We start from the raw sequence: 13,430 nt of genomic DNA on the forward strand, positions 1-13,430 counted from the left end.
TAAAGAGTACGGAAGCTTAGCACAGCTAGTAACGGCGATTCCACTCACCATCCGAAAGGATCTTATCCGGCTGGCCCATAAAGTGACGATAGTACGCATCATAAGCCAACACGTTCTTCACATAGCCACGCGTTTCTGAGAACGGAATGGTTTCAATAAACGCGACCGCATCCAGATTTCCTGCGCTGGTTTTCTGCCAACTTCGCACACGGCCTGGGCCAGCATTATAGGCTGCTGAAGCAAAAATGCGGTTCTGCCCAAACTGCTGGAAAACATACTCCAGATACTGCGTACCAATCTGAATATTGGTTTGCGGATCCAGCAACTGGCTGTTATTCACGTAACCGGGAATGTTATACATCTTCACGGTATGGGTAGCCGTACCCGGCATAATTTGCATCAAACCGCTTGCGCCCACCGGTGAACGAGCTTTAGGGTTCCACGCACTTTCCTGACGAGAAATCGCCATCGCATAGCTTTGCGGAATGCCTTTATCGCGGGTGTATTGCTGATAAAGACTTTGCCATGCTAGTGGGAAACGCTCTTTTAAGCTGTCCCACATTTTCGCGGTGATGGTGGCTTGTACACTGAGATCCCACCAATCCTGCTCGTTGGCGTAGCGCGCCAGCATCTGTTGCTGCACGTGCGTTCTGCTCGCCACCAGATTCGCCCACTCGCTACGCGCTAGGTTATCCAGTCCCCAATACATCAGCTCACGCACGCGCGCCAACTCCGCGCCTTGCAGCGTGGTACTGTCGGGTTTCGGAGCGGCATCGACCTGCAACGGATAATCCACGCCTAAACGCTGCGCTGCGACCATCGGATAATAACCACGTTGCTTCATCAGCTTACGCAGGATCTCTTCCGCCTCTTCTTTGCGGTTTTGTGAAAAGAGCAGGTCAGCTTGCCAATATTGCCACTCATCTTTCTCTTTGGCTTCCACCGGCAGGCGGGCAATCCAGGTATTCAGGCTACGACGATTGTTTTCGCTTAAGGCCAGACGCACGCGACGTTCCACCAGCGCCGTTGATTCGCTGTTCATCACTACCGCATCACGCCAGCGCGCCTGCTCGGAGGTCAGATCGCTGCCCATCATGCGCCACACCACAATCTCTTTCAGCGCCTGTTCGTCGGCCGCTTCCATCTTTTGCGCACGCACTAAGATCGGAATCATGCTGCGGGCATTTTCCATGTCCTCACGCGCTACACGCGTAAAGGCGTAGATTGTGGCCTGGCGGGTAAAATCGGTTGGGCCGACTGCGCTGGCAAAGGTGGTGACCGAAAGCGGATCTTTCTGCAAAGCCAACACGGCATCGGCCATGGTTTGATAATCGGCAGGCAGCATTTTTGCCAGATAACTGACCAGGCTGTCATTGCCCGCTTTCATCGCGAGGCGAATACGCTCCAGAATAGTGATTGGCGAAAGCTGACCGGACGATTGCCATGCCGAGAAAAGCGCGTCGCAGTCATTAGGCAAGGCGGTGCCGCGCAGCCAAATCGCTTTCGCGCCCTCAAAGGCGGCTTGCTGCTGCCCGGTTGCCCATTTGGCGTAATACCAGTTACAGCGCGCCTGTACCGGTTTGGGTTCAGTCGGGCTGAAGGTCAACACACCTTGCCAGTCTTGACGATGTGCCAGCACATTGACGAAGCGCGTGCTCAGCGATCTTGCGGGCGGCAAGGTAGGATATTTTTGAATGAAATTCTTTACCGCCAGGCTGGTCTCCTGATCGAGATCCTGCGCCAGCAAACGATATTCCAGATACGGATACAGAGGGTAATCCTGTAGCGTGGGCAACAGTTGATCCACCGTCGCCATCTGATTGCTGTCCCAGGCTTGCTTAATTTCTTGATAACGTTGCCGTTGTTGATCGAGCGAGTCAGCCCATACGCTGCTGGCCGTGCTGACCAGACAAATCCCTATCATCCAGTTACGCCACTTCTCCACGTAAATCTCCTCTGTTTCTGGGCTCCGGCTACGTGCCAGACTTTCTTCATGCTAACCAGGCCATTGCGCTCTTGCCATGTTCTTCACAAAATTTACTCAACGTGAGCCAAACGCACTGCAATTGCGCAAACCCTGCGCTGCGGTTGTGCATTTTATCATCAGTTAAACTTATGACTGGTGAACTTTAACCCTCAGATCATAGCGTTAAAAATCTGGCACAGCCTTTGCTCTGTTGAATTCCATCTTGTATACCAGTTGGAATTCATCGCATGGCTTCGACATTTGGCTTGACCCTTAACGAGTGGCAGCAGCGCTACCAACAGGAACCGCAACAGATCTACACGCTGCTGCAAACGCATCTGGCAGCGCTTAATACCCAAGACAACGCCTGGCTCTATTTGGCGACACCCGCCCAGCTTAACGCCCAGATCGAGCCGCTGCTGGCCAGCTATCTTCGCAACCCTGCGGCGCTTCCGCTGTTCGGTGTGCCTTTCGCCGTGAAAGACAATATTGATGTCGCGGGCTGGCCCACCACCGCCGCCTGCCCCGCTTTCACTTATACTGCCGAAAAAGACGCCTTTGTTGTCGCGCAACTTAAAGCCGCAGGCGCGATTGTGATCGGTAAAACTAATCTCGATCAATACGCCACGGGGTTGGTCGGCACACGTTCGCCCTTTGGTGCGGTATGCAACACCTTTGATGCCGACTATGTCAGTGGTGGTTCCAGTTCCGGCTCGGCTTCAGTACTGGCGCGTGGTTTAGTCGCGTTCTCATTAGGCACCGATACCGCCGGTTCAGGTCGCGTTCCCGCCGGATTCAACAATATGGTGGGCTTGAAACCGACCAAAGGCTGGTTTTCTGCCAGCGGCGTTGTTCCGGCCTGCCGCCTGAATGACACCATTTCGGTGTTCGCCTTAACGGTAGAAGATGCCTTCATCGTTGCCAGCGTAGCGGGCGGTTACGACGCTGATGATGCCTATTCACGTCACAATCCTCATACCGCGCCCGCCAGTATGAAAGCGCATCCCGACTTCTCCATTCCGGCTAACCCAGAATTTTTTGACGATGCTGCGGCTGAAGGCGCGTGGGATCAGGCGTTGGAAGCATTATTGGCCAGCGGTGCAACATTGCATCCTATCGATTTCACCCCTTTTGAAAAATTAGCTGAACAGCTCTATTACGGCCCGTGGGTCGCAGAGCGCACCGTGGCCGTCGGGGAGATGATTAATCGCCCGGAAGAGATGGATCCGGTGGTTCACGGTATCGTTTCCAGCGGCCTGAAATACAGCGCGGTTCAGGCTTATGAAGCGGAATATCTGCGCGCTGAATTGACGCGTCAAATTCAGCAAACGCTGGCGCAGTTTGATGCGCTGGTGGTGCCGACTTCACCCACCATTCACACCCAGGAAGAGATGAAGCAGGAGCCGGTGCATTACAACTCGCACTTTGGTTATTACACCAACTTCACCAACCTGGCCGATCTTGCTGCGTTGGCGCTGCCTGCGCCGTTTCGCAATGACGATTTACCGGCAGGCATCACGCTGATTGCACCGGCCTGGCACGATCGTGTACTGGCGGACTTTGGCCTGCGCTGGCAGCAGCAAATGGCGCTGCCGCTGGGCGCGACCGGTAGAGCTCAGCCCGCGGTTCACGCCGCTCTGCCCGTTTCAACCGATCACGTGCGCGTCGCTGTGGTGGGTGCGCACCTTACCGGAATGCCGCTCAACTTCCAGCTCACCACACGTCAGGCCGTTTTCGTTGAAGAGACGCAAACCGCCCGCTGTTATCGCCTGTTTGCGCTGCTGGATGGCCCCATCAAAAAGCCGGGCCTGATGCGCGCTGAGCAAGGCTCTGCCATCACCGTCGAGTTGTGGGATATCCCACTGGCGCGCTTCGGTGAATTTGTGGCGGAAATTCCCGCGCCGCTGGGCATTGGCAGCCTGACGCTGGCAAATGGCCGCGTGGTGAAAGGCTTTATTTGTGAAGGTTCCGCGCTGAACAGCGCGCTGGAGATTACCGAATTTGGTGGCTGGCGTAACTGGCTCGCTGCTCAGGGGAGTAACTAAACCATGTTCAGTACCGTGTTGATTGCTAACCGTGGCGAGATCGCCTGTCGCGCCATTCGTACCCTCAAACGCCTCGGCGTAAAAAGCGTCGCGGTCTATTCCGATGCTGACCGCAATGCGCAGCACGTAAAAGATGCGGATGTGGCTATTGCGTTAGGCGGTGACAAAGCCAGCGACAGCTATTTGCGTATCGACAAAATTTTAGCGGCTGCCAAAGAAACCGGTGCGGAAGCTATCTGGCCTGGCTACGGTTTTCTCTCTGAAAGTCTGCCGTTTGCGGATGCCTGCGAGCAGGCCGGTATCGCCTTTGTTGGCCCCACCGCACAGCAGATTGGTGAGTTTGGTTTGAAGCATCGCGCACGTGAACTGGCGGCCAGCGCCGGCGTACCGATGACGCCAGGCACGCCGCTGCTGGCTTCGCTGGACGACGCGCTGAGCGCCGCTGAAGAGATTGGTTATCCGGTCATGCTAAAAAGCACTGCCGGCGGCGGTGGCATTGGCCTGACGCGCTGTGCCGATGCCGACGCGCTTCGCAATGGCTGGGAAAGTGTGCGGCGTCTCGGTGAGCAATTTTTTAGCGATGCCGGTGTGTTTCTCGAACGCTGCATCGACCGCGCCCGCCATGTAGAAGTGCAAATCTTCGGCGACGGCAGCGGCAAAGTCGTGGCGTTGGGTGAGCGCGATTGTTCACTGCAACGTCGCAATCAAAAAGTGGTAGAAGAGACCCCTGCTCCGAATTTGCCACACGCTACGCGTGACGCCCTGCTCTCTTCAGCGGTGCGTCTTGGTGAGTTAGTGAATTACCGCAGCGCCGGTACAGTGGAATATATTTACGACGCCGAACAGGATGCTTTTTACTTCCTCGAAGTGAACACGCGTTTGCAGGTAGAACATCCGGTCACTGAATGCGTCACCGGTCTCGATCTGGTGGAATGCATGCTGAAAGTGGCAGCAGGCGAAAGTATCGATTGGGCGCGTCTGCAACAGGATCCGCAAGGTGCATCCATTGAAGTGCGCCTGTATGCCGAAGATCCGTTGAAAAACTTTCAGCCTAGCCCCGGCGTTTTAACCGGCGTTAGCTTCCCGGAAGGCGTGCGCATTGATGGCTGGATCGACACCGGAACTGAGGTCTCCAGTTTTTACGACCCGATGGTCGCCAAGCTGATTGTTCACGCCGACACACGTGAAGCCGCGCTGGAAAAGCTGCAGACTGCGCTCAACGCCACGCAGTTGCACGGCATTGCCACCAACCTCGACTATTTGCGCCAGATTATTGCAACGGATGCCTTTCGCAGCGGCAAAGTCTGGACGCGTTTCCTCGACAGCTTCACGCCAGCCGCCTCGGTGATTGAAGTGCTGCAACCTGGCACCTTTAGCTCGATTCAGGATTTCCCTGGCCGCCTCGGCTACTGGGATATTGGCGTGCCGCCCTCCGGGCCGATGGATGACTTCGCTTTTCGCCTGGCGAACCGCATCGTCGGCAATCATGAAGCCGCTGCCGGTCTGGAATTTACCTTGCAAGGCCCGACCCTGCGCTTTCACAGCGAAGCAACCATTGCATTAACGGGCGCCGATTGCGCCGCCACGCTGGATGGCGAAGCAGTAAATTACTGGCAACCACTGACGGTCAAACCGGGACAAACATTGACGTTGGGTCGTGCGCAGAGTGGCTGCCGCAGTTATCTGGCGGTGCGCAACGGTTTTGACGTGCCGGAATATCTCGGCAGCCGATCGACCTTCTCGCTGGGTCAGTTTGGCGGTCACGCCGGTCGTACGTTGCGCGTTGCAGACATGCTGGCCATTTCTCAGCCGCAGCTTGCCGCCTGCACCACACCGGCACCGGTTAGCGAACCGCAAGCGCTGGATGACGCGCTGGTGCCGCATTACGGCACGGAATGGCGTATCGGCGTGTTGTATGGCCCACACGGCGCACCCGACTTTTTCACTCAGGCCGCCATTGACGCGTTCTTCGCCAGCGACTGGCAAGTGCATTACAACTCCAACCGCTTAGGCGTGCGCTTAGTGGGCCCGAAACCGAGCTGGACTCGCGCCAACGGCGGCGAAGCTGGCCTGCATCCTTCGAACGTGCATGATTGCGAATACGCTATCGGCGCGGTGAACTTTACTGGCGACTTCCCGGTGATCCTGACGCACGACGGCCCAAGCCTTGGCGGTTTCGTCTGCCCTGTGACCATCGCCAAAGCGGAATTATGGAAAGTCGGCCAGGTGAAACCGGGCGACAAAATTCGTTTCCATCCAATTGGAGCCAGTGAAGCGCTAGCGCTGGAAAAAGCGCAGATGCATGTGGTAGAGACGCTGCGCCCCGAACACGCGCCGAAATTTGATGTGCCTTCGCTGGCAGAAACTGCGTTTGGCTCAGCCACTATTCTGGCTGCTATTGATGCCACCGACCGCACACCAAAAGCGGTTTACCGCCAGGCGGGCGACAAATATGTGCTGATCGAATATGGCGATAACGTATTGGATCTGGCGCTGCGTTTACGGGTCCACTTGTTGATGAATGCGCTGCGCGAACAGGCGGTGCCGGGTGTGAAAGAGCTTTCGCCAGGCGTTCGCTCTTTGCAGGTGCGCTATGACAGCCGCATCCTCAGCCAGTCGCAGCTCATGCACGTGTTGTTAGGGCTGGAAGCCACGCTTGGCGACGTCAGCACGTTGAAAGTGCCGTCACGTATTGTCTGGATGCCGATGGCGTTCGAAGACAGCGCCACCTTAGGCGCGGTCGAGCGCTATCAGGAAACGGTGCGCGCCAGCGCGCCGTGGCTGCCCAATAATGTCGACTTTATCCAACGCATTAACGGCTTAGCCAGCCGCGAAGCGGTGCGCGATACGATTTTCGATGCCAGCTATTTAATTCTCGGCTTGGGCGATGTTTACCTTGGCGCACCTTGCGCGGTGCCGATAGATCCCCGTCATCGCCTGTTGAGCTCCAAATACAGCCCGGCGCGCACCTTTACCGCGGAAGGCACCGTGGGTATCGGCGGCATGTACATGTGCATCTACGGCATGGATTCACCCGGCGGTTATCAGTTGGTAGGCCGTACGCTGCCGATCTGGAACAAATTCCTGAAAAACAGTCAGTTTGCTGCTGACGAACCTTGGCTGCTGCACTTTTTCGATCAGGTACGTTTCTATCCGGTGAGCGAAGCGGAGCTGAATCAGCTGCGCGATGACTTCCGTGAAGGCCGCGCCACCCTCCGTATTGAAGAAACGCTGTTCGATTTTGCTGAGCATCAACAATTCCTGGCGAATAACGCCGAATCGATTGCCGACTTCCGTCAGCGTCAGTCGGCCGCTTTCGAACAGGAAGTCACGCTCTGGGCGCAGGAAGAGCAGAGCGCGCCGCTGGCCAGCGAAGAGACATTACATGTCATGGAAGAGGACGACAGCGCATTCGCGGTGCAGGCCGATATGAACGGCAACATCTGGAAAGTAGTGGTGCAGCCGGGCGACGACATCGAAGCGGGTCAGACGCTGATCATTGTGGAAGCGATGAAGATGGAGCTGGCGATTGTCGCGCCGCAAGCGGGTCGAGTGAAACGCATTGCCTGTCAGGCGGGTCGTCCGGTCAGTCCCGGCGATACGCTGCTGTGGCTGGAATAAGGAGCGTTGATGTCATCCCCAATGCAACGCGGTAAAGGACGCCCGGAAGCGCTGGCAGAGCGCGTTTATCAGGCGTTGAAAAACGATATTTTCGAGTTCCGCCTGATGCCCGGCGATCGTTTTAGTGAGAATGAAATCGCCGAGCGCATGGAAGTGAGCCGCACGCCAGTGCGCCAGGCACTTTTCTGGCTGGAGCGTGAAGGCTACGTCGAGGTCTGGTTTCGCAGCGGCTGGCAGATCAAGAACTTTGACTTCGAATATTTCGAAGAGCTGTACGACCTGCGCACCGTGCTGGAGTGCGAGGCGGTAAAACGCCTGTGCGCCTTGCCATCTGAACAGTGCGCCGCGCTGTTAACTGAACTCAAACAATTTTGGATTCAGGCGGAGCGGCTAGAAGAGGGAAAAACCGTTTCGCAGCACGATGAGGCGTTTCATATGACGCTGGTGGCGTCGGCGGGGAACCGTGAAATGGCGCGTATCCACGCGGAGTTAACCGAAAAAATTCGCATTATCCGTCGTCTCGACTTTACCCGTGATGATCGTGTTGATGCGACTTACCAGGAACACGCTCAGATTTTACAGGCGATCTTTCAGCAACGGACCGAGGAGGCGCAGCGCATCCTGACCAACCATATCGCCGTCAGTAAGGCGGAGGTCAGGAAAATCACCTTACACATGTTACAGCAGGCCCGGCTTCAACCCATTGAATAACTCAAAACACATTTAGGGGTTCTAAAACGATGAAAAGACGTTCGTTGCTCAAGGCTTTCGCACTCTCCGCTACGGTTGTCAGCATGGGCCTTTCCTGGGGCGCTCAGGCTGCCGACACCATAAAAGTGGGGATCATGCACTCCCTTTCCGGAACCATGGCGATTTCAGAAACACCGCTGAAAGATGTGGCGCTGATGACCATTGATGAGATCAATGCCAAAGGCGGCGTGCTGGGCAAAAAGCTGGAACCGGTGGTGGTCGATCCCGCGTCTAACTGGCCGCTGTTCGCCGAAAAAGCGCGTCAGCTTCTGACACAGGATAAAGCCGCAGTGGTGTTTGGCTGCTGGACGTCGGTATCGCGTAAATCGGTACTGCCGGTATTTGAAGAGCTAAATGGCCTGCTGTTCTATCCGGTGCAGTATGAAGGCGAAGAGATGTCGCCCAATGTCTTCTATACCGGTGCAGCGCCAAACCAGCAGGCGATTCCCGCAGTGGAATACCTGATGAGTGAAGATGGCGGCAGCGCCAAACGCTTCTTTCTGTTAGGCACTGATTACGTTTACCCACGCACCACCAACAAGATTCTGCGATCTTTCCTCCACTCGAAAGGCGTGCAGGATAAAGATATCGAAGAGGTCTACACGCCGTTTGGTTATAGCGATTATCAAACTATCGTCTCTAACATCAAGAAGTTTGCGACGGGCGGCAAAACAGCGGTGGTCTCCACCATTAACGGTGACTCCAACGTGCCGTTCTACAAAGAGCTGGCAAACCAAGGCATCAAAGCTACCGATATTCCGGTTGTGGCTTTCTCGGTGGGCGAAGAGGAACTGCGCGGCATTGACACTAAACCGTTGGTCGGCCAGTTAGCGGCGTGGAACTACTTTGAATCGGTTGATAACCCAACCAACGCGAAGTTTGTGGCGGATTACCGTGCCTATGCCAAGGCGCATAATCTGCCGAATGCTAACTCTGTTGTGACTAACGATCCAATGGAAGCGACCTATGTCGGCATTCATATGTGGGCGCAGGCGGTAGAAAAAGCGGGCACCACCGATGTAGATAAAGTGCGTGCAGCGATGGCGGGCCAAACCTTTAAAGCGCCGGACGGCTTTACGTTGACCATGGATCAGACCAACCACCATCTGCATAAACCGGTGATGATCGGTGAAGTGGAGGAGAATGGTCAATTCAACGTGGTGTGGCAGACCGATCAACCCGTACGTGCGCAGCCGTGGAGCCCGTATATCGCGGGTAATGACAAAAAGCCTGACCATCCGGTGAAAACGACGCAGTAGGTTAGGCGTCTGCTGCCTCCAAACTCTGTAAGAGGTTAGGTGGCTGCTGTCCCCCACCTCGGTCCTCCCCCACCCGTGGGGGAGGAAGACGCTGCTAAATGTTAGCCACTAAGCCGCGTGCAGCACGATCTTCCCCTTCCCCCGCGTGCGGGGGAAGGCAGGGATGGGTAGGTTAGGTGCCTGCTGTCCCCCACCTCGGTCCTCCCCCACGCGTGGGGGAGGAAGACGCTGCTAAATGTTAGCCACTAAGCCGCGTGCAGCACGACCTTCTCCTTCCCCCGCGTGCGGGGGAAGGCAGGGATGGGGGACCGCACGCACCTTACCCGCATTTTTATCAGACCAACGAGGCCCAATCCTATGAATCTTCGCCTCTGCCTGTTTAGCCTGCTGCTGTGGCTGCCGCTGTTTGCCAACGCCGGACCGGCAGCGGATTTCGCTGCGGCCAGCCGCACCCAGCAGGCAATGCTATTACAACAGTGGGCCGCCGCGCCGGAAGCCAGTCGTTTGCCGCTGCTGCAAGCACTGAAGGCCGAAACCGTGGTCATCGATCAGAAAAAACAGCCTTTCAGTAAAGTCGGCGACGCTCTGCTGCCGTTAGACGCCAGCCCGCAGCCTGACGGCGACGTAAAAAAAGTCTTCATGAATAACCGCTTACGCGTTCTGGTTACGGGTGCACTCGCCGCTCACCAGTTAGTCAGCGACGATGCAAATGTCCGCCTGCGCGCCGCTCAACAACTGCAGAATGACGGCGTCGCTGACCAGCTACCGCTGATTGAACAACGCCTCGCCGCTGAACAAGAGAGCCGCGTTCACGCTGCGCTGGCGATGGCTATCGCTAACCTGCAACTGGCCGATCCTCAACCGTTGGTGCGTCTGAAAGCCGTGAAGCTGCTCGGCGATTCCAGCGATCCTAACACCCAAGCCAGCCTGCAACGTTTAACTCAGGCAGCTAACGAACCTGACGCGACAGTGCGTGACGCCGCTGCCGAAAGCTTGCAGCGAATCCAAAAACGGTTGATGTGGGGCGATCTGCTGGGTCAGGCGTTTAGTGGTCTTTCGCTCGGATCGATTCTGCTGTTAGCTGCGCTGGGCCTGGCGATTACTTACGGCCTGCTCGGCGTGATTAACATGGCCCACGGCGAAATGCTGATGCTGGGCGCTTACGCCACCTGGTTTGTGCAAAACCTGTTTCAGCAGTTTGCACCGCACTATCTGGCCTGGTATCCGCTGCTGGCGCTGCCGGTGGCTTTTTTGGTCACCGCCTGCATCGGCATGGCGCTGGAGCGCACCATCATTCGTCATCTGTATGGTCGCCCGCTGGAAACCTTGCTGGCGACATGGGGCATCAGCCTGATGCTGATCCAACTGGTACGCGTGTTGTTTGGGGCACAAAACCTGGAAGTTGCTAACCCGGAATGGCTGTCGGGCGGCTTGCAGGTGCTGCCAAATCTGGTACTGCCGTGGAACCGCATTGCAGTGATCCTGTTTGTCATTGGGGTAATGGCGCTGACCTGGCTGCTGTTGAATCGCACCCGCCTTGGCATGAATGTGCGCGCAGTAACGCAAAACCGCGCCATGGCAGATTGCTGCGGCGTGCCCACGGGTCGTGTGGATATGCTCGCATTCGGCTTAGGTTCCGGCATTGCCGGTCTTGGCGGCGTGGCGCTGTCGCAGTTGGGCAACGTCGGCCCGGAACTCGGTCAGGGCTATATCATCGACTCGTTTCTGGTGGTGGTGCTGGGCGGCGTCGGCCAACTGGCGGGCACCGTTGTCGCGGCCTTCAGTCTTGGCATTCTTAACAAAGTGCTGGAGCCGCAAATCGGTGCCGTGCTGGGGAAAATATTGATTCTGGTAATTATCGTGTTGTTCATCCAGAAGCGTCCGCAAGGCCTGTTTGCCGTTAAAGGAAGGGTGATTGACTGATGACGCAACCCATAACCTTAACCGTGGCGCGTAGAGCGCCGCGTCTCACGCTCAGCATCGGTATGCTGCTGACCCTCGCGCTGCTGGTGATGCCCTTTCTGGCGCTGCTGCCCGCCGCACATCCGTTAGCCATTTCCACCTACACGCTGACGCTGGTGGGCAAAATCCTCTGTTATGCCGTGGTAGCGGTAGCGCTCGATCTGGTTTGGGGTTACGCCGGATTGTTGTCGCTGGGCCACGGGCTGTTTTTCGCCTTGGGCGGTTACGCCATGGGCATGTACCTGATGCGTCAGGCATCAGGTGATGGCATGCCCGCTTTTATGTCATTCCTCGCGTGGAATGAGATGCCGTGGTTTTGGGCAGGTACCCAACATTTTGCCTGGGCGCTGTGCCTGATTGTGTTGGTGCCCGGTTTGCTGGCGCTGGTGTTCGGCTTCTTCGCCTTCCGCTCAAAAATCAAAGGTGTGTACTTCTCGATCATGACGCAGGCGCTGACTTACGCGGGCATGCTGCTGTTTTTCCGCAACGAAACTGGCTTTGGCGGCAACAACGGTTTCACCGGTTTTACCACCCTGCTCGGCTTCAATGTCACCGCCACCAGCACGCGCATTGGGCTGTTTGTCGCCACGGTCTTATTGCTGCTGCTTAGCCTGGCAGTGGGTTTTGCGCTGGCACGCAGCAAGTTTGGTCGGGTGTTGACGGCCGTTCGCGATGCCGAAAACCGCCTGATGTTTTGTGGTTACGATCCCCGAGGTTTCAAGCTGTTTGTCTGGACGCTCTCTGCAGTGCTTTGTGGCCTGGCGGGCGCGCTTTACGTGCCGCAGGTTGGCATTATCAACCCCAGCGAAATGTCGCCCACTAATTCAATTGAAGCCGCTATTTGGGTGGCGCTCGGCGGTCGCGGCACGCTGATTGGCCCGCTGTTGGGCGCTGGCATTGTCAATGGTGCCAAAAGCTTCTTCACCGTTGCTTTCCCGGAATACTGGCTGTTTTTCCTCGGCCTGATGTTTATCCTGGTCACGCTGTTTCTGCCGCGTGGCGTAATTGGCCTGCTGCGTCGGAGGAAAGATGACTGAACCTTTACCGCTGTTTACCCAACCGCACCGCGCGGATCGCCACCGTGCGCAAACCGATCCGATCCTGCAGCTGGAAAAGATCAACGTCTCGTTTGATGGCTTTCGCGCCCTAACCGATCTTTCCCTGCAGATCGGCGTAGGTGAATTGCGTTGTGTGATCGGCCCCAACGGTGCCGGTAAAACCACGTTGATGGATGTGATCACCGGAAAAACCCGGCCCGATAATGGCCGGGTAATCTACGACCAGAACAGCGATTTCACCCAGCTTTCGCCAGTAGAAATTGCGCGCGCGGGGATTGGCCGCAAGTTTCAAAAACCCACGGTGTTCGAGGCGTTGACGGTATTTGAAAACCTTGAAATCGCCCTGAAAGCGGATAAATCCGTGTGGGCCAGCTTGCGCGCCCGTCTGAGCGGCGAGCAGCAGGATCGTATTGATGAAGTCTTAAAACTGCTGCGTTTGGGCGGTGAGCGCCAGCGCAAAGCGGGTTTGCTGTCACACGGACAAAAGCAGTTTCTGGAGATTGGCATGTTGCTGGTGCAGGAACCGCATCTGCTGCTGCTGGATGAACCGGCGGCGGGCATGACCGATGCCGAAACTGAGTACACCGCCGAACTGTTTCGCAGCCTGGCGGGTAAACATTCGCTGATGGTGGTGGAACACGACATGGGTTTTGTTGAAACCATCGCCGATCACGTCACGGTATTGCATCAAGGTCAGGTTTTGGCTGAGGGATCGTTGCGCGAAGTACAGGCCAACGAACAGGTAATCGACGTTTATTTGGGACGCTGA

Annotated in this window: 8 protein-coding genes; 7 read left to right on the plus strand and 1 reads right to left on the minus strand. The window is 56.5% G+C overall.

What is annotated here, in order from left to right:
- Positions 1 to 25 precede the first annotated feature (25 nt).
- Positions 26 to 1,945, minus strand: a complete 1,920-nt coding sequence (gene sltY, locus SC127_RS05765; RefSeq protein WP_332625715.1) for a murein transglycosylase — start codon at positions 1,943 to 1,945, stop codon at positions 26 to 28.
- Positions 1,946 to 2,214: 269 nt separating this feature from the next.
- Here sltY and atzF point away from each other — a divergent pair, with 269 nt between their 5' ends.
- From atzF to urtD, 7 genes are all read left to right on the plus strand, one after another.
- Complete coding sequence (gene atzF, locus SC127_RS05770; protein WP_332625717.1) at positions 2,215 to 4,011, plus strand: allophanate hydrolase; 1,797 nt, start codon at positions 2,215 to 2,217, stop codon at positions 4,009 to 4,011.
- Positions 4,012 to 4,014: 3 nt separating this feature from the next.
- On the plus strand, positions 4,015 to 7,632 hold the full coding sequence (gene uca, locus SC127_RS05775; RefSeq protein ID WP_332625719.1) for an urea carboxylase: 3,618 nt from the start codon (positions 4,015 to 4,017) through the stop codon (positions 7,630 to 7,632).
- A gap of 9 nt (positions 7,633 to 7,641) precedes the next feature.
- Positions 7,642 to 8,343, plus strand: a complete 702-nt coding sequence (locus tag SC127_RS05780; protein ID WP_243078635.1) for a GntR family transcriptional regulator — start codon at positions 7,642 to 7,644, stop codon at positions 8,341 to 8,343.
- A 29-nt stretch (positions 8,344 to 8,372) separates the two neighbouring features.
- On the plus strand, positions 8,373 to 9,641 hold the full coding sequence (urtA, locus tag SC127_RS05785; RefSeq protein ID WP_215847686.1) for an urea ABC transporter substrate-binding protein: 1,269 nt from the start codon (positions 8,373 to 8,375) through the stop codon (positions 9,639 to 9,641).
- A gap of 357 nt (positions 9,642 to 9,998) precedes the next feature.
- Complete coding sequence (urtB, locus tag SC127_RS05790; RefSeq protein ID WP_332625723.1) at positions 9,999 to 11,564, plus strand: urea ABC transporter permease subunit UrtB; 1,566 nt, start codon at positions 9,999 to 10,001, stop codon at positions 11,562 to 11,564.
- A complete protein-coding gene (urtC, locus tag SC127_RS05795; RefSeq protein ID WP_332625725.1) occupies positions 11,564 to 12,640 on the plus strand; it encodes an urea ABC transporter permease subunit UrtC in 1,077 nt (358 codons plus the stop codon). The genes urtB and urtC overlap by 1 nt, the downstream gene beginning before the upstream one ends.
- The gene (urtD, locus tag SC127_RS05800) at positions 12,633 to 13,430 is read left to right on the plus strand and encodes an urea ABC transporter ATP-binding protein UrtD (protein WP_215847688.1); all 798 of its coding nucleotides are present in this window, start codon (positions 12,633 to 12,635) and stop codon (positions 13,428 to 13,430) included. The genes urtC and urtD overlap by 8 nt, the downstream gene beginning before the upstream one ends.

Source organism: Pantoea sp. T14, from assembly GCF_036663535.1.
In the GTDB taxonomy this organism is placed as follows: Bacteria; Pseudomonadota; Gammaproteobacteria; order Enterobacterales; family Enterobacteriaceae; genus Pantoea; species Pantoea phytostimulans.